This window comes from Prauserella halophila, assembly GCF_024171895.1.
Lineage (GTDB): Bacteria > Actinomycetota > Actinomycetes > Mycobacteriales > Pseudonocardiaceae > Prauserella > Prauserella halophila.
Map to the genome: position 1 here is coordinate 1 of NZ_JAMTCQ010000014.1, position 17,068 is coordinate 17,068.

At 70.5% G+C, this 17,068-nt stretch carries 18 protein-coding genes; 10 read left to right on the plus strand and 8 right to left on the minus strand.

Features of this window, described 5'->3' with window-relative positions; translation table 11 throughout:
• The 3 genes from LY41_RS20880 to LY41_RS20890 all read left to right on the plus strand — a co-directional run.
• Positions 1 to 330 (plus strand): transposase (locus LY41_RS20880; protein ID WP_301297157.1); only part of this gene is annotated, 330 nt, incomplete at its 5' end.
• Positions 269 to 829 (plus strand): IS5 family transposase, encoded by a 561-nt coding sequence (locus tag LY41_RS20885; RefSeq protein WP_253865897.1) that lies wholly within the window; start codon positions 269 to 271, stop codon positions 827 to 829. The genes LY41_RS20880 and LY41_RS20885, both read left to right, overlap by 62 nt.
• Before the next feature lie 38 nt (positions 830 to 867).
• Positions 868 to 2,073 carry a recombinase family protein gene (locus LY41_RS20890; RefSeq protein WP_253865898.1) on the plus strand — a complete coding sequence of 402 codons (1,206 nt, stop codon included), beginning with the start codon at positions 868 to 870 and terminating at the stop codon, positions 2,071 to 2,073.
• 37 nt (positions 2,074 to 2,110) lie between these two features.
• Here LY41_RS20890 and glpK read toward each other — a convergent pair whose 3' ends face one another.
• Both glpK and LY41_RS20900 read right to left on the minus strand, forming a co-directional pair.
• A complete protein-coding gene (gene glpK / locus LY41_RS20895; RefSeq protein ID WP_253865899.1) occupies positions 2,111 to 3,616 on the minus strand; it encodes a glycerol kinase GlpK in 1,506 nt (501 codons plus the stop codon).
• Between the two features lie 13 nt (positions 3,617 to 3,629).
• Positions 3,630 to 4,376 carry an MIP/aquaporin family protein gene (locus LY41_RS20900; RefSeq protein ID WP_253865900.1) on the minus strand — a complete coding sequence of 249 codons (747 nt, stop codon included), beginning with the start codon at positions 4,374 to 4,376 and terminating at the stop codon, positions 3,630 to 3,632.
• 273 nt (positions 4,377 to 4,649) lie between these two features.
• Between LY41_RS20900 and LY41_RS20905 the strand changes: the two genes are divergently transcribed.
• Positions 4,650 to 6,407, plus strand: coding sequence for a glycerol-3-phosphate dehydrogenase/oxidase (locus LY41_RS20905; protein WP_253865901.1), 1,758 nt, complete (start codon positions 4,650 to 4,652; stop codon positions 6,405 to 6,407).
• Between the two features lie 343 nt (positions 6,408 to 6,750).
• Here LY41_RS20905 and LY41_RS20910 read toward each other — a convergent pair whose 3' ends face one another.
• The 6 genes from LY41_RS20910 to LY41_RS20935 form a co-directional block, all read right to left on the minus strand.
• Positions 6,751 to 7,170: a DUF1707 SHOCT-like domain-containing protein gene (locus LY41_RS20910; protein WP_253865902.1), complete on the minus strand. Its 420-nt coding sequence runs from the start codon at positions 7,168 to 7,170 to the stop codon at positions 6,751 to 6,753.
• Between the two features lie 190 nt (positions 7,171 to 7,360).
• Positions 7,361 to 9,157: an acetyl/propionyl/methylcrotonyl-CoA carboxylase subunit alpha gene (locus LY41_RS20915; RefSeq protein WP_253865903.1), complete on the minus strand. Its 1,797-nt coding sequence runs from the start codon at positions 9,155 to 9,157 to the stop codon at positions 7,361 to 7,363.
• Positions 9,158 to 9,253: 96 nt separating this feature from the next.
• The gene (locus LY41_RS20920; protein ID WP_308292288.1) at positions 9,254 to 9,676 is read right to left on the minus strand and encodes an SAV_915 family protein; all 423 of its coding nucleotides are present in this window, start codon (positions 9,674 to 9,676) and stop codon (positions 9,254 to 9,256) included.
• Between the two features lie 45 nt (positions 9,677 to 9,721).
• On the minus strand, positions 9,722 to 10,390 hold the full coding sequence (locus tag LY41_RS20925; protein ID WP_253865904.1) for a GNAT family N-acetyltransferase: 669 nt from the start codon (positions 10,388 to 10,390) through the stop codon (positions 9,722 to 9,724).
• 99 nt (positions 10,391 to 10,489) lie between these two features.
• Complete coding sequence (locus LY41_RS20930; protein WP_253865905.1) at positions 10,490 to 10,792, minus strand: alpha/beta fold hydrolase; 303 nt, start codon at positions 10,790 to 10,792, stop codon at positions 10,490 to 10,492.
• A 13-nt stretch (positions 10,793 to 10,805) separates the two neighbouring features.
• On the minus strand, positions 10,806 to 11,051 hold the full coding sequence (locus tag LY41_RS20935) for a hypothetical protein (RefSeq protein ID WP_253865906.1): 246 nt from the start codon (positions 11,049 to 11,051) through the stop codon (positions 10,806 to 10,808).
• Between the two features lie 24 nt (positions 11,052 to 11,075).
• On the opposite strand from LY41_RS20935, the gene LY41_RS20940 reads away from it, so the two are divergent.
• The 6 genes from LY41_RS20940 to LY41_RS20965 all read left to right on the plus strand — a co-directional run bounded on the left by LY41_RS20940 (position 11,076) and on the right by LY41_RS20965 (position 17,068).
• Positions 11,076 to 11,945: a hypothetical protein gene (locus LY41_RS20940; protein ID WP_253865907.1), complete on the plus strand. Its 870-nt coding sequence runs from the start codon at positions 11,076 to 11,078 to the stop codon at positions 11,943 to 11,945.
• Positions 11,946 to 12,241: 296 nt separating this feature from the next.
• Positions 12,242 to 13,441: an isochorismate synthase gene (locus LY41_RS20945; protein ID WP_253865908.1), complete on the plus strand. Its 1,200-nt coding sequence runs from the start codon at positions 12,242 to 12,244 to the stop codon at positions 13,439 to 13,441.
• Positions 13,442 to 13,473: 32 nt separating this feature from the next.
• On the plus strand, positions 13,474 to 15,138 hold the full coding sequence (locus LY41_RS20950; protein ID WP_253866133.1) for a (2,3-dihydroxybenzoyl)adenylate synthase: 1,665 nt from the start codon (positions 13,474 to 13,476) through the stop codon (positions 15,136 to 15,138).
• Positions 15,138 to 15,809: an isochorismatase family protein gene (locus tag LY41_RS20955; RefSeq protein ID WP_253865909.1), complete on the plus strand. Its 672-nt coding sequence runs from the start codon at positions 15,138 to 15,140 to the stop codon at positions 15,807 to 15,809. Before LY41_RS20950 ends, LY41_RS20955 begins: the two co-directional genes overlap by 1 nt.
• Positions 15,810 to 15,834: 25 nt before the next feature.
• On the plus strand, positions 15,835 to 16,095 hold the full coding sequence (locus LY41_RS20960) for a phosphopantetheine-binding protein (RefSeq protein ID WP_253865910.1): 261 nt from the start codon (positions 15,835 to 15,837) through the stop codon (positions 16,093 to 16,095).
• Between the two features lie 112 nt (positions 16,096 to 16,207).
• Positions 16,208 to 17,068, plus strand: coding sequence for a siderophore-interacting protein (locus LY41_RS20965; RefSeq protein WP_253865911.1), 861 nt, complete (start codon positions 16,208 to 16,210; stop codon positions 17,066 to 17,068).

A 17,068-nucleotide genomic window follows, 5' to 3' on the forward strand; every position in this document is an offset into this window, starting at 1 on the left:
ACTGGTCGTAGGGGTAGGCCGTTTTCGGATGCTCGGACGATGGTTGAGGCGATCATGTACCGCTATCGGACAGGGATCGCGTGGCGGGATCTGCCCGAGGTGTTCGGTCCATGGCAGACCGTCTGGACCTGGCACCGGCGGCTGGCCGCCGAGGGCACATGGGATGCGGTGCTGGCTGAGTTGACCGCTGCGGCGGACGCGGCCGGGTTGGTGGATTGGTCGGTCTCGGTCGATTCCACGATCGCGCGGGCGCATCAGCACGCGGCGAATGTCACGCGCCGCACAGGGGGCTGGATCGAATTACACGCAGCCGACCATCGAGCCGCGTGATCACGCGCTCGGCCGTTCACGCGGTGGGCTGTCGACGAAGATCCACCAACTTGTCGACGGCAGCGGGCTGCCACTGGTCACGTTGCTGACCGCGGGCCATGCGGGCGATTCTCCGATGCTGCTGCCACTGCTACGACAGCTACGTATCGGCCGGCAGGTGGGACGGCCACGAACCCGACCCGACGCTGTCCGGGCCGACAAGGCCTACTCCTCTCGAGCGATCCGGGCTCACCTGCGTTCACGCGGCATCACCGCCGTGATCCCCGAACCCGACGATCAGAAACAGCACCGCAAGAACCGCGGATCACACGGCGGGCGGCCCGTCGGGCTCGACGCCGCCGAGTACCGGCACCGCAACGTGATCGAGCGCCGCTACTGCCATCTCACACAGTGGCGAGGCCTGGCCACCCGATACGACAAACACGCCACCATCTACCGCGCAGCGATCATCCTCAACGCCGTCATCGCCTGGACCCGACAAATATCAGACATGACCTAGCTCGGCAACGCCTGCACTTCGCCGCCGCGAACGACCGCGTGGAATCACTCGGCGGACGCGTCGAGTCCGCACTCGAACCCATCGACACCACCACAGCCGCTGGACGATTCCAGCGCGGCATGATGGGGGAGTACGCGGCGTTCCAAAGCGAGTTGATCGGTGAAGGCTGGCAGGAAACGCACCACAACAGGCGCGCTCGCGGACTACCAGCCATCGGCGGGAAGCGATTCGGCTACCACTGGATACGTAACCAGGGTGAGACCGAACGCTACGAGATCAACCCAGAACAGGCCGGCGTGCTCGCATGGATGTATGCCGCCTACAACAGCGGCAGCGGCGGACCCGGTATCGCCCGTGAACTCAACCGCCGAGGCATTACGAACGCACGCGAAAAACCCTGGCACGCCAAGACAGTCCGCGACGTGCTCGACTCCGGATTCGGCGCGGGCCTGCTACGGCGCGTGCCCGTCGACGCCGACGGCGTGAAGATCACCGGACCGTTCCAGCAAATCGTGTGGGACCAGGGCGCGCACCCGGCGATCATCACCTCGGACGAATGGGAGAAATACAAGCGAACCCGGGTGCAGCGTGGCCAGCAGCACCCCCGGCGGGTCGCAGCCCGCTACACCCTGTCTGGCCTCGTTCAATGCGGAGACTGCACTGCGGCCATGACAAGACGGGACCGCACCGGAAATCGTGAACGCCCCTATGTGCAACTCATCTGCCGGCGGAGTACCGACAGCGGCGGGGTGTGCATGGTGACGGTTTCCGAACACCGCGCCATCGACGCCGTGAAACAGTGGCTCACCGAGCTCGCGGACGACATCGGCGACGCAGCCGAAAGTGCTCGGCGTAGCGAGCACTTGCAGCTCACCACCCGCGCGACCGCCGAAGAGGCGCAGCGCGAACTCGACCGCATCGATAAGCAGTTGGCGACGCTGCGGCGACACCTGATCGCCGAGCGCATGACCGAAGCCGAGTACGACCAGACACGCGCCGAATTGCTCGCCGAGCAACAGACCGCCGTCGAAAGGCTCGCCCTTGCCAAGCAGCAGGCCGCTACCGAAGAAACCGAGCCCGCCCGCGTCGTCGCGCTGGGCTTGCTCGCCGAGTGGGACACGTTGCCGGTGACCCGGCGGCGTGACCTGCTTTCGCGCTTGATTCGCAAAGTGCAGGTCACGCCGCCTGAACGTCGCTACGGGCTGGCGGGGATTTCAATCATTCCCGCATGGGCACCCGCATAGGCGCCCCGTACCCGTAGGATCACCACGCAGTAGGTATTTAGGGCACCCAGTCGAACGTCTTCGTGACCGCCTTCTTCCAGTTGCGGTATTCGCTTTCGCGGCGCTGCTCGTCCATGGCGGGCTGCCATTGCTTGTCCTTGGCCCAGTTCGAGCGGATGTCCTCTTCGGACTGCCAGAACCCGACGGCCAGCCCGGCCGCGTAGGCGGCACCGAGGGCGGTCGTCTCGTTGACCTTGGGCCGGATCACGGACACGCCGAGGATGTCGGCCTGGAACTGCATCAGCAGGTCGTTGACCACCATGCCGCCGTCGACCTTGAGCGTGCGCAGCGGCACGCCCGAGTCGGCATCCATCGCGTCGATGACCTCGCGGGTCTGGAACGCCGTCGCCTCGAGTACGGCCCGCGCGAGGTGGCCCTTGTTGACGTAACGGGTCAGGCCGACGATCGCGCCGCGTGCGTCGGAGCGCCAGTACGGGGCGAACAGGCCGGAGAAGGCGGGCACGAAGTAGGCGCCGCCGTTGTCGTCGACGGTGCGCGCGTAGCCTTCGATCTCGGCGGCCGAGCCGATCATGCCGAGGTTGTCGCGCAGCCACTGCACCAGCGACCCGGTGACGGCGATCGCCCCTTCGAGCGCGTACACGGTGTCGTTGTCGCCGATCTTGTAGCAGACCGTCGTGAGCAGGCCGTTCTCCGACAGCACCATGTTGTTGCCGGTGTTGAGCAGCACGAAGTTGCCGGTGCCGTAGGTGTTCTTGGCCTCTCCGGGGGACAGGCAGGCCTGGCCGAACGTCGCCGCCTGCTGGTCGCCGAGGATGCCCGAGATGGGTACGCCGCCGAGCGCGCCGCGTTCCCGCACGGTGCCGTACACCTCGGAGGAGGAGCGGATCTCCGGCAGCATCGCCAGCGGAATGCCCATGTCGGCGGCGATGCCCTCGTCCCAGGTCAGCGTGGCCAGGTCCATCAGCATGGTGCGTGAGGCGTTGGTGGGATCGGTGACGTGGATGCCGCCGTCGACACCACCGGTCATGTTCCACAGCACCCACGTGTCCATGTTGCCGAACAGCAGGTCGCCGGCTTCGGCGCGCTCCCGCACCCCGTCGACGTTGTCCAGGATCCACTTGATCTTCGGACCGGAGAAGTACGTCGCGAGCGGCAACCCGGTCTTCTCGCGATACCGCTCCTGGCCGCCGCCGAGCTCGCCGAGCTCGGTGATGATCCGGTCGGTGCGCGTGTCCTGCCAGACGATCGCGTTGTAGACGGGTTTGCCGGTGCGGCGGTCCCACACGACGGTCGTCTCGCGCTGGTTGGTGATGCCGACGCTCACCACGTCGGCGGCCGTGATGTCGGCGTTGGCCAGCGCGCCCGCGGCCGTCGCCCGGGTATTGGCCCAGACCTGTTCCGGATCGTGTTCGACCCAGCCGGCCTGCGGGAAGATCTGTTCGTGCTCCCGCTGGTCGGCCGCGACCACGTTGCCGGAATAGTCGAAGATCATCGTGCGGGTGGACGTCGTGCCCTGGTCGATGGCGGCGACAAAACGAGACACAGTTGCTCCAAACTCAGCTCAGGCCGCTGACTGCGAGGTAGAGAAGGCCGGCGAGGCCGGCACCGATGAGCGGGCCGACGACGGGAACCCAGGAATATCCCCACTGCGGATTACCCTTGCCGCGGATCGGCAGCAGCGCGTACGCGATGCGCGGTCCGAGGTCACGTGCCGGGTTGATCGCGTAGCCCGTCGGACCGCCCAGCGAGGTACCGATCACCAGCACGACGAACGCCACGCCCGCGTAGCCGAGTGCCGCGTTGCCGAACACGGGATCGCCCTCGGCGGTCACGGACGCCGTCGGGGTGAGCAGGATCCACGCCAGCAGGATGAACGTACCGATGATCTCGGTGACCGTGTTCCACAGCTTGTTCGGGATCGGCGGAACGGTCGAGAAGATGCCGAGCGTGTTCTCCGGTTCCGGATGCTCGTCGAACTGCAGCTTGTAGGTCAGCCACGTCAGTCCCGCACCGAGCACACCACCGACGAGCTGACCCGCCCAGTAGATGGGCACGTCGGCCCAGGCCAGCTCTCCCGAGACGGCGAGCCCGAAGGTCACCGCCGGGTTGATGTGCCCGCCCGACGGGTCGGCGATGCTCGCACCGGCGAAGACCGCGAAGCCCCAGCCGATGGTGACGAACAGGAAGCCGCTGCCGTTCCCGAGAGTCTTGTGCAGCGTGTTGTTCGCCACGACGGCGGTCCCCAGGAGGACGAGCACCGAGGTGCCCAGCATCTCCCAGACGAAAATTGATCCGGCGTTCATAGGCAATCAGCCCTCCACCTCGGTTACGACCGGGACTTGTCGTTCATGGCCGCACCGGGCGGGTCCGTGCAGGGGTGCTCCCATGCCGGTCGGGCGGCGCTGCCGTTTAACACTGCTCGGTACGCTACTCGCATGTGAGTGATGGCTCAAAGCGACGTCCGGCGTAGCGATGGCGTGCGGACGCGCTAGTGACGGCGGACGCGCGAGTGACGGCGGACGTGACATGCTGGACGCGTCCCGGTGATCGGGGGCGACGTCGGCGAGGAGGATCAGGTGACAGCGCAGCGTGGACGTGAGGCGAGGACGTCGGCCAGGGCCGCGGCGTCGGCACAGTTGGGCCCGGAGACGCGCGCCGAATCGTGGCAGCAGCTCGGGAAGGAGACGTTCGACCTCGTCGTGATCGGCGGGGGCATCGTCGGTGCGGGCACGGCTCTCGACGCGGCGACGCGCGGCCTGCGCGTGGCGCTCATCGAGGCGCGGGATCTGGCCTCGGGCACGTCGAGCCGGTCGAGCAAACTCTTCCACGGCGGCCTGCGCTATCTCGAGCAGCTGGAGTTCGGCCTCGTCCGCGAGGCGCTGCGCGAGCGCGAACTGATGCTCAACCGGCTCGCACCGCACCTGGTCAAGCCGGTGAGCTTCCTGTACCCGCTGACGCACCGCGGGTGGGAACGTCCCTACACCGCCGCCGGTCTGTTCCTGTACGACACGATGGGCGGCGCGCGTTCCGTTCCCGGCCAGAAGCACCTCACGCGCGCGGGCGCACTGCGCATGGTGCCTGCGCTGAAGCGGGACGCGCTGATCGGCGGCATTCGCTACTACGACGCGCAGGCCGACGACGCCCGCCACACCATGACCGTCGGCCGCACCGCCGCGCACTACGGCGCCGTGGTGCGCAACTCCACGCAGGTCGTCGGGTTCCTCCGCGAAGCCGACCGGGTGTCGGGCGTGCGCGTGCGCGACGTCGAGAGTGGACAGGAGACCGACGTCCGGGCGCACGCCGTGATCAACGCGACCGGCGTGTGGACCGACGAGCTGCAGCGGCTCTCGGGCAGCCGGGGACGGTTCCGGGTGCGGTCGAGCAAGGGTGTGCACATCGTCGTGCCGCGGGACCGGATCGTCGCCGAGAGCGGCATGATCCTGCGGACGGAGAAGTCGGTGCTGTTCGTGATCCCGTGGCGCAACCACTGGGTGATCGGTACCACCGACACCGACTGGTATCTCGACCTGGCGCATCCGTCGGCGACGCGCAGCGACATCGACTACATCCTCGAACACGTGAACAAGGTCCTGGCCACGCCGCTGACGCACGACGACATCGAAGGCGTGTACGCGGGGCTGCGGCCGTTGCTGGCCGGCGAGAGCGAGGAGACGTCGAAGCTCTCGCGCGAGCACGCGGTCGCACGCGTGGCGCCGGGGCTGGTGGCGATCGCGGGCGGCAAGTACACGACGTACCGCGTGATGGCGGCCGATGCCGTGGACGCCGCGGCCGTCGACGTTCCCGAGCGTGTGCAGGAGTCGATCACCGACAAGGTGCCGCTCGTCGGCGCGGACGGGTACCACGCGCTGGTCAACCAGGCCGATCACCTGGCGTCCGATCACGGGCTGCACCCCTACCGCGTACGGCACCTGCTCGACCGGTACGGCTCGCTCATCGGCGACGTGCTCGCGCTCGCCGAGGGCAGGCCCGATCTGCTGAAGCCGATCGAGACGGCGCCGGACTACCTGCGCGTCGAGGTCGTCTACGCCGCCACCGACGAGGGAGCACTGCACCTCGAGGACGTGCTGGCCCGGCGGACCCGGATCTCCATCGAGTACCCGCACCGCGGCGTCGACTGTGCCGAGCAGGTCGCCGAGCTGGTGGGCGACGTACTGGGCTGGACGCCGCAGCAGCGGGAGCGTGAGGTCGAGGTGTATCGCGCTCGCGTGGAGGCCGAGCGCGATTCGCAGGCACAGCCCGACGACGAGGCCGCCGACGCCCGGCGCGTCGCAGCACCGGAACCGAGGCCGGACCTCACCGAGCCGGTCAGCTGAGACCTGCCCGGACGCGAGGCGCACCGCGTGTCCTGCGTCCACCCGTCGCCCGGCCGCCACCCCTCACCGGCGTGCCGGGCGCGGCTGCGCTGTCGCGCGTGTGCTGCACTCGGCACCGCGTGTGCTGCACTCGGCACCGCGTGTGCTGCATTCCGGCCGTGCGGGAACGGGGTGTCGTGCGCCCCGTCGCGACAGGAGTGTCCACATACGACGTCCGCTGTGGATGCGAGGTCGATGTCGGAAAGCGCGGCGGAAGCAGGGTCGGCGCAGCGGGAACAGGGTCGGCGGAGCGGGAGTGGGGTCGGCGCAGCGCCGCGGGAGAGTCTCGACGTCCGGTGGGCAGTCAGCGGCGGTTGACGATCATGCCGGCGAGCAGCGCTGCCGCCGCCGGGATCAGGAACACGAAGAACCCGGCCCGGGTGACGAAGAACAGCGCGATCGCCAGTATCGCGGCGGCGGGCAGTGCCAGGGAGGCCAGCCGTTGCCGCCACGGCTGCACCGGCACCGGCGGGCCGGACGCGCCGGTGCGGGACATCCCGCCGTCCTGTCGCGGGCCGCTCTCGAGGACGCTCGGCCGGGGCTCGGGCAGGTCGGCGAACATCGGCTTCAGGTCCTTGCGGAACTTCGCCGCGCTGACTCCCGCCGAGCGTTCGTCGAACTCGGTCAGCTCGAGCCGCCCGGTGCGCACGTGCTCCGACAGCGCATCGAGGGCTTCCTGCCGCTCAGCGTCGCTGAGCCGCAGCTCGGATCGATCAGCGGCCACACGTCGATCGTAGGCGTGCGGACCTCGACGCGGCCACGGCACCTGCGAAACCGTTGCGCGTTGTTCGCTCCCCGAGTGCAGAACACGCGTGCCTGAACGCAGCACACGCGCGACAGCGCAGTCGCGCGTCAGCGCGGCCGTGGGGGCGGTGGTCGGGCGACGGGTGGGCGCAGGACACGCGGGGTCGGGGTCAGTCCTTGAGTTCGAGGAGGACGGCGCCCTGGTTGACGGTGGAGCCGGTTTCGGCGGACAGGCCGGTCACGGTGCCGGCCTTGTGCGCGGTCACGGGGTTTTCCATCTTCATGGCCTCGAGCACCACGATCTGCTCGCCGGCCTCGACCTGTTGACCCTCCTCGACGGCGACCTTGATGACCGTGCCCTGCATCGGGGCGGTCACCGCGTCACCGCTGACCGCGGCCTTGCCGCCGCCGGTGCGCTTGCGCGGCTTGGACTTCGCCGCCGCGCCGCCACCGCCGCCGGCCGAGGCGAGGTTGCCGGGCAGCGACACCTCGAGCCTGCGCCCGCCGACCTCGACGACGACGTTCTGCCGCGGCGCCTCGTCGGCGTCGTCGGCGTCGTCGGCTGCGACGTACGGCTCGATCGTGTTCTCGAACTCGGTCTCGATCCAGCGGGTGTGCACCGAGAAGTTCTTGCCGTCACCGACGAACGCCGGGTCCCGCAGGATGGTGCGGTGGAAGGGCAGCACGGTGGCGATGCCCTCGGCGACCATCTCGTCGAGGGCGCGGCGCGACCGCTCGATGGCCTGCTCGCGATCGGCGCCGGTGACGATGACCTTCGCCAGCATCGAGTCGAACTGGCCGCCGATGACGGTGCCGGTCTCCATGCCCGCGTCGATGCGCACGCCGGGACCTGCGGGGAAGTCGAGTCGCGTCACCGTGCCCGGTGCGGGCAGGAAGTTCCGGCCCGCGTCCTCGCCGTTGATGCGGAACTCGATGGAGTGCCCGCGCGGCGCCGGGTCCCCGGTCAGCTGCAGCTCGTGGCCCTCGGCGATGCGGAACTGCTCGCGCACCAGGTCCAGGCCCGTCGTCTCCTCCGAGACCGGGTGTTCGACCTGCAGCCGGGTGTTCACCTCGAGGAACGAGATCGTGCCGTCGATGCCGACGAGGTATTCGACCGTGCCGGCGCCGTGGTATCCGGCCTCGGCGCAGATCGCCTTGGCCGAGGCGTGGATGGTCTCGCGCTGCGCGTCGGTCAGGAACGGCGCGGGCGCCTCCTCGACGAGCTTCTGGTGGCGGCGCTGCAGCGAGCAGTCGCGGGTGCCGACGACGACGACGTTTCCGTGCTGGTCTGCCAGGACCTGCGCCTCGACGTGTCGGGGCTTGTCGAGGTAGCGCTCGACGAAGCATTCGCCGCGGCCGAACGCCGACACCGCCTCGCGCGTGGCGGATTCGAACAGTTCAGGGATCTCGTCGAGCGTGCGGGCGACCTTCAGGCCGCGGCCGCCACCGCCGAACGCCGCCTTGATGGCCACGGGCAGGCCGTGTTCCTCGGCGAACGCCACGATCTCGTCCGCACTGCCCGCGGGATCCTTGGTGCCGGGCACCAGGGGAGCGCCCGCCTTCAGCGCGATGTGCCGCGCGGTGACCTTGTCGCCGAGGTCGCGGATGGCCTGCGGGGACGGGCCGATCCAGGTCAGGCCCGCGTCGAGGACCGCCTGCGCGAAGTCGGCGTTCTCGGACAGGAAGCCGTAGCCCGGGTGGACCGCGTCCGCACCGGAACGCTTCGCCACGTCGAGCAGTTTGTCGAACACCAGGTAGCTGTCCGCCGCCGTGTCCCCGCCCAGGGCGAACGCCTCGTCGGCGAGCCGGACGTGCGGAGCGTCCCTGTCCGGGTCGGCGTAGACGGCCACGCTGGCGACACCCGCGTCTTGCGCGGCTCGGATCACGCGCACCGCGATCTCGCCACGGTTCGCGATGAGCACCTTCGTCACCGCGCCTGCCACGACCTTGTTGCCTCGCTCCGGCACGCCTACCTCCATGTCAAGCCGTTCTCGGTCGGAGTCTACGGACCGGCGGGCGGCCGCCGGTGAGACCCGAGTCACGGCCAGGGGCGGGCGGGAGGGTCACGCCGGGTGGCGCAGCTCTTCGGGGATCTCGGCGTCGACGAGGATCACGTCGTAGGGCTGCGATTCGTGCAGGGTCTGCAGGTCGGACGTCTGCACGAGCATCCACGGTTGGTGCTCGCCGCAACATTCCGTGAGGCGGTCGACGGCGGTGTAGGCGAGGAGCGCGAGGCGGCCGTCGGGGGTGCGGCGGAGCTCGACGTCGGTCTGGCGGGTGTGCTTGCCGTCGTGCGGGCCGGTGGGCAGGTAGACCACGGGCGGCAGCTGGGGATTCGTCACCGACATCACGGTAACCGTGCGCGGTCCGTGGTCCGGGTTGTCCCACGTCCGCGCGATGTGCCACGGACGGGTGTTGCTTCCCGGGTCGGCGGGCGCCGACCCGAGAAGCCCCGAGGCACCACCGTCGGCGAGGTGGATGGGCATGACGCTGATGTTCACCTGCCTCGGCAGCGGAACGACTGCGGAGTCCTAGGGGCTCGCGGATGGTGCACGACGCATCGGCTGGAGCCGGGGTCCCTCCTCGGGGAGCGCAACAGGGGAGCCGACATCGGCGAACCCGTGACGTTGGTACAACGCACGGTTGCGGGGCGTGCTCGCTTCCAGATACGTCGGTAGCCCTTTGCCGTCCGCGACGGCGAGCCCGTGGCGCAACATCGAACCACCGAGTCCACGACCACGGTATGCCGGCAGGACCGCCATCTGCTGCAGGTAAAAGTACGGTTCGTCAGGATGCCGTTGTGCGGTGAGTGCGCCGACCCGACGCACCCTGTCCACGTAGTCGCCGTAGACCTCCCGCAACAGCGCATCCGATTCGTCGGCGCTTGCGTCGGCGGCATCGGAGGTGTCGTCGCCCGCCGAACCGTCCGCTTCCAGCCACACGGAGAATCCCGCGAGTTGCTGCTGGAACTCGGTCACGACCAGAAGCTCGGCTTCCACCAGCTCCCGTACGTACCGGTGGAACGCGGGGAGTTCGGGCAGCCGGCGCCTGCGATCCTCGTCGGGCAGCAGCCAGCTGGCCACCGCCTCGTCGTACGCGGCCTCGCCGTACGCCGGCCCGATGACGTCGAGGTCTGCCGGTGTGGCGTGCCGCGTGGTGACGTCGGCCGGCGTCTCCCCGGCACTTGCGGGATCGGGCATGTGGGCTCCAGGCAGTCCGGTGGTTGCCGACGACATGCCGACAACGTCGCTCGTCCCGGAATAGTTCCCGTACGGCCACACGGGCAACGGGTCGCGGCCTCAGTTCAGTGCGGCGAGCAGTTCGCGGGCGAATTCGACGGGTTCGGCGCCGTAACCGATGTGTCCGCCGGGCAATTCGAGTACCGGGCGGCCCACCGTGTTCGCGACCTGTGCTCCGTCGAGAACGCTGCGGGAGAAGCCGCGCCGGTCGTAAGTCAGCACGGTGTAGCGCTGCGCCAGCTGATCAGCGAGCGCGGTGAAGACCCGCGCATTCCCGGGCGCACCGGGGATCAACACGAGGAGTGGCCCATCGCCGCGTACTTCGTAGTAGAGCCGAGCTCCGGGAACGTGGAGGATGCTCATCTCTGTCCTTTCGCTACGAGCTTCGCTCGGGGTCGACCGGCGATGCTGGTTCGGCGCGCAAGCGGGCGGCGTGCCGGTACGCGATCTCGGTGGTGCCGGTCAGAAAGTCCGTGATCGTGGCCAGCTGGTCGGCGTCGAACCGTTCCAACAGCTCCTCGGACTCGGCGCGCAACGGATCGACAACCCGGCGAAGGTCGTCGAGCCCTTCCGGGACCGAACGGGGGTCTCCGACAACCCTGTCGACTGCGGCCAACGTCATGGCCGCAAGCTTTAGGCTCGGTGCGTGCGGAGCGAGTCGTCGGAACCGGAGCAGCCGGAGCAGCCGGAGGAACCGGACGTGCCGGACGTGCCGGCGCGGGCAGAGCAGTCGGCGCGGGCAGAGCAGCCGGGGCCGGCGGAGCAGCCGGCATCGGAGCAGCCCGAGGTGCAGGACCGGCCGGAGGGGGCGGCGTCCCCCTCGCGTAGGCCGCCCGGGCCGGTGCTGCTGACGGTGGCGCTCGCGGTCGTGGTGGTCGTGGCGTCGCTGGTGGCGGCCGTGCTGTTGCGCCCGGACGCCGACCGCGAGGTGGCCGACGGGCTCTCGATGCCGACGGCGACGGCGGGCAACGGCTGCGCGGGCGGGCCGTGCCGGGTCGTCGCGTCGGCGTCGGTGAACGGCATGACGGTCGAGCTGTTGGCGGCCGAGCGCGGGTCGGCGGGCAGGCTGCGCGCGGGCGGGCCCGCGTCGGCGAGCGTGGCCGAGGTGGCCATCGGCACGATGGGGGTTCCGCTCAACCAGGACTCGCTGCGCTGCGAGGAGAGCGTGACGCCGGTGTGTCTCGTGCGCGGTCCGCACGACGGTGGCATGGTCGGCGAGCTCCACGTGTGGCAGGGCGACAGCTGGCGTTCCGACCAGCGGCCGTACTTCTCCGACGCGGGCAGCGTGACGCTCGACGACGTGGACAGTGACGACGTGCCCGAGGTGATCGTCGTCAGTCACGACTGCAGTGATGTCGACAGTGTCGCGGCGTGCCGGCAGGCGCCGGTGCTGGCCGAGGTGTTCGACCTGTCGGGCGGGACGGTCGGCTGTACGGGTACCTACGGTTCGCCGGGCTCGCTGCGGGGCTGGCCCGAGGTCGACGTCGAATTGTCCGAGCTCATGGCGTGCTCGTAACGCACCGTCACGACTCCGCTGGTCCGAACCGGTCATCGGCCTGTGAACCGGATCTCACGAACTCGTCTTTTCATCTAAGGCTTACCTAACGTACGGTTCTCATTCGTTAGGTAAGGCTAACCATGATGTCGCTGGCTGTGATGTCGTTGCCTGCGAGGTCGCTGGCTGCGACGTCGCTGATCGGACGTCACCGATCGGACGTCGAGGTTCGGCTCGACCGCCGGGAACGGCCGGCGATCGCGAGCCCCGGCGAGAAGCGAGGAGTGAACGACGTGTCTCTCGAGGGAGTTGTCTGAGTGTCCTCACCGGTCCTGGCGCGGCCACGGCCCCAGTACGACGCCGCCGACCTGTTGACGGCGTACCTGCCCGGCTCGTTCTACTACTCGTCGCCGCGGGGAACGCTGCTCGCCGACGGGGTGCACGCCGCCGTGGCCGCCGAGCCGGGTGCGTCCCGTGCCGGAGCGGCCGCCCGCGCACTCGCCGACGCCCGCGCGGCGGGCCTGGCCGATCCGATCGTCGCAGGCGCCCTCGGGTTCCGGCCCGACGACGCGGCGAGCCTGGTCGTGCCCGCCCTCGTCCGCCGCGCGCCTGCGCCCGACGCGACGACCGCCGCTGCGGCCGCGTCGGCACCGGTCCGCGCGAGCCGGATCGTCACGCCGCAGCCCGATCCCGCCGACTACGTCGACGCCGTCCGCAGGGCACTGCTGCACATCGAGACCGGCGACATCGACAAGGTCGTCCTCGCGCGGGCGCTCGACGTCACCGCCGAGGCGCCGGTGTCCGTACCGCCGCTGCTGGCGCGCCTCGTGCATGCCGACCCGGCCGCGCACGCCTTCGCCGTCGACGTCACCGCACCCGGCGACCCGGCCGCCCGCACCCTGTTCGGCGCCAGCCCCGAACTGCTGATCTCCCGCCGTGGCCGCACCGTCACCGTCAACCCGCTGGCCGGTTCCCGGCCGCGCAGCGCCGACGACGCGGAGAACCGCAGGCGCATCGACGACCTGCGCACGGCCGCCAAGGACCGCGCGGAGCACGACCTCGTCATCCGCCAGGTCGCCGCCGTGCTCCGGACGTTCTGCTCCGGCCTCGACGTGCCCGAGCCCGAGGTCGTCGGCACGCCGGCGATGTGGCACCTGTCGACCCGCATCACCGGCACGCTCGCCGAGCCCGGCGATCCCGCCTCGTCGTCGCTGGCCCTCGCGGAGGCGCTGCACCCGACCCCGGCCGTGTGCGGGGTGCCGACGAGCACGGCCCGCGACGTCATCGCCGACCTCGAACCCGCGGGCCGCGGCTACTACTCCGGGCTGGTCGGCTGGACCGATGCCGACGGCGACGGCGAATGGGTCGTGACGATCCGCTGCGCCGAGGCGTCCGAGGAGACCGTGCGCGTGCACGCGGGCGCGGGCATCGTGGCCGGATCCGACCCGGAGGCGGAGCTGGCCGAGACGCGGGCGAAGTTCCGCACCCTGCTGGGAGCGCTGGGGGTGGCCGAGTGAACCCCGGCCCTGCCGCGAATCCCGGATCCGCCGTGAACCCCGGCCCTGCCGCGAGTTCCGGACCCGATTTCACGCCCTGGCCCGCCGAGGAGGCGGCACGGTACCGGGCGCTGGGCCACTGGCGCGGGCAGACGTTCGGCACCTGGCTCAGCGGCCTGGCCGCCGCCTACGCCGGGCGCACCGCGGTCGTGGGCGTCAGCGCGGCGACGGGCGAGCAGGTGCGCTGGACCTACGCCGAGCTCGACGAGCGGGCGCATCGCCTCGCCGCCGGGTTCGCGGCCCGGGGCATCGAGGCCGGCGAGCGGGTGCTCGTGCAGCTGCCGAACGTCGCCGAGTACGTCCCGGTGCTCTTCGGCCTGTGGCGGGCCGGTGCGCTGCCGGTGTTCGCGCTGCCCGCGCACCGGCATTCCGAGCTGGTGCACTTCGCCTCGCACGCGGAGGCGGCGGCGATCGTCACGGTCGGCGAGCACGAGCGCCACGACTACGCCGCCGAGGCGCACTCGGTGGCCGATGAGGTGGCGCCGGTGCGCCGCGTGTTCGTCGTCGGCAGCGACGAGTTCGCCGAGCTGGCGGCCACCGAGCCGAGGGAGCTGCCCGACCCGGACCCCGGGGCGCCCGCGTTCCTGCAGCTGTCGGGCGGCAGCACGGGAATGTCCAAACTGATCCCGCGCACGCACGACGACTACCTCTACAGCGTCCGCGAGAGCGCCCGGATCTGCCGGCTGCGCCCCGACAGCGTGTACCTCGTGGTGCTGCCCGCCGCGCACAACTATCCGATGAGTTCGCCGGGCATCCTCGGTGCGCTGCACGCAGGCTCGACCGTGGTCCTCTCGCCGCGACCGGACGCGGACACGGCGTTCGCGCTCGTCGAGTCCGAGGGCGTGACGATGTGCGGGGTCGTGCCTCCGCTGGCCGCCGCCTGGGTGCAGGCCGCGGCGCGCACGACGCGGGATCTGTCCACATTGGAGGTACTGCTCGTCGGCGGTGCCAAGTGCGGGCGGGAACTCGCCGAGCGCATCGAACCCGCGCTGGGTTGCCGGCTGCAGCAGGTGTTCGGCATGGCCGAGGGACTCGTCTTCTACACCCGCCTCGACGACCCCGACGAACTGGTCCTGTCCACCCAGGGCAGGCCGATCTCCCTCGACGACGAGATTCGCGTGGTGAACCCCGACGATCCGGAGGCGAGTGCGGCCGACGTCGTCGAACCGGGTCAGGCGGGCGCGCTGCTGACTCGCGGGCCGTACACGATCCGTGGCTACTACCGGGCCGCCGAGCACAACGCGACGGCGTTCACGGCCGACGGTTTCTACCGCACCGGCGATCTGGTGCGGCTGCACCCGTCCGGGCACGTCGAGGTCGTCGGCCGCGTGAAGGAGCAGATCAACCGCGGCGGGGAGAAGGTCGCACCCGAGGAGGTCGAGAACCACCTCATGGCCCACTCCGGCGTTCTCGACGCCGCGCTCGTCGGGGTGGCCGACGCGTTCCTCGGCGAGCGGACGTGCGCCTACGTGGTGCCGGTCGACGGGGCCGAGCCCGCCGAGGCCGAGCTGCGGCGCTTCGTGCGCGAACGGGGTGTCGCGGCGTACAAGGTCCCGGACCGGGTCGTGCTCACCGCCGAGTTCCCCACCACCGGCGTCGGCAAGACGAGCAAACGGGAGCTGCGGGCCGTGCTCGCGGACCAGGCGAAGAACGGGTGATGTCGATGTCCCTGCCGAAGATCGAGCCCTACGCGCTGCCCGGGGCCGGGGAGTTGCCGGCGTCGCGGGTGGACTGGCGTCTCGAGGCGGACCGGTCCGCGCTGCTCGTGCACGACATGCAGCGGTACTTCATGCGCCCGTACACGGGAGCGCCGATCCCGGAGATGACCGCCAACATCGCCGCGCTGGCCGCGGCGTGCCGGCAGCGGGGCGTCCCGGTGTTCTACACCGCCCAGCCCGCGACCCCGCCGCCCGGCGAACGCGGGCTGCAGGCCGACTTCTGGGGCCAGGGCATGCGGGCGCACGTCGACGACGATCCGCACGTGGCCGACATCGTCGGCGAACTGACTCCCGCCGACGGCGACACGGTGCTGACGAAGTGGCGCTACAGCGCGTTCCAGCGCAGCGACTTCGCCGAACGCCTCGCCGCCGCGGGCCGGGACCAGCTGATGATCACCGGTGTGTACGCCCACATCGGCTGCCAGGCCACCGCGCAGGAGGCGTTCATGCGCGACGTGCGGCCGTTCCTCGTCGCCGACGCGCTCGCCGATTTCTCCAGGGACCGCCACGACCAGGCGTGCGCCTACGTGGCCGGGTGCTGCGGCGCCGTCGTCGGCACCGCGACCGCCCGCGCCGCACTCGCCGCACCCGTCACCGCGGCCGCACTGTAGACCACCGTCGACGGAGGGAACGATCATGACGGAACCGACCACGGGCGCGAGCGCCCTGACCGCCGAGCAGATCCGCGCCGAGGTCGCCGACCTGCTCGGCCGCGATGCGGGCGACATCGCCGCCGACGAGAACCTCCTCGACGCGGGCCTCGACTCGATCCGCATCATGAGCCTGATCGAACGCTGGCGCGCGGCGGGTGCCGACGCGGTGGAATTCCCCGATCTGGCCGAACAACCCGAACTCGGCCACTGGATCGCCCTGCTGACCGAGGAGAACCCCGCATGACCATTGATCGCGGCGCCACCGGTCATGTGGCCGACCGGGCCGGGCCCTCGTTGCGGCATGCGTTTTCGCCGCAATCGGGGAGGGTGTCCCGCAGAACACAGGAGTCGGGGGCATGACGCGGACCGATCACCGCCATCGTCATCTCGACCGCATCGCCGAGGTGCGGGCGGGCGAGGGCGCCGAGAAGGTCGGCTACCCGATCGGCATCCGCACCGTGGAGGTCGTCGGCACCGAACCGGTCGGGTCCGGCCTCATCCGTCTCACCCTCGGCGGGTCCGGATTGGACGGATTCGAGGCCCACGTTCCCGACGAGCACGTCAAACTCGTCTTCGCCGACCCCGACGGCACACTCCGGCTGCCCGAGCCGAACGGCACCATGCTGTCGTGGCCGCGGCCCTCGCCGACGTCCCGGGAGTACACGGTCCGCCGGTTCGACCCCGCGGCGCGGCACCTCGACATCGACATCGCGGTGCACGACGGCGGTCTCGCGGCCGAGTGGGCACGCACCGCCCGCGTGGGCGAGCCCGTCCACGTCGCGGGCCCGCCCGGTGGGCTGGTCGTCCCCGACAGTTACGACAAGTACCTGCTCGCAGGCGATATCACCGCCCTGCCCGCCATCGCCCGGTGGCTCGAGGAGATGCCGCCGAGTGCCGAGGGCTGGGCCGTCGTCGAGGTCGCCGACGCCGGTGAGCAGATCCCGCTCGACGGGCCCGACGGCGTCGAGGTCCGCTGGCTCCACCGGGCAGGCGCACGTGCCGGGACCGCCGATCTGCTCGAGCCGGCGCTGCGGTCGCTCCCGGTTCCCGGTCCGTCCGATGAGGACAGCCTCTACGTGTGGCTCGCCGGTGAGGCGGGCACGCTGAAGCCGCTGCGCCGGTGGGTCCGCGACGAGCTCCGCCTCGCCAAGGGTGACTACGACATCACCGGCTACTGGAAGCTCGGCATCGCCGACTACGACGACGACCACCACTGA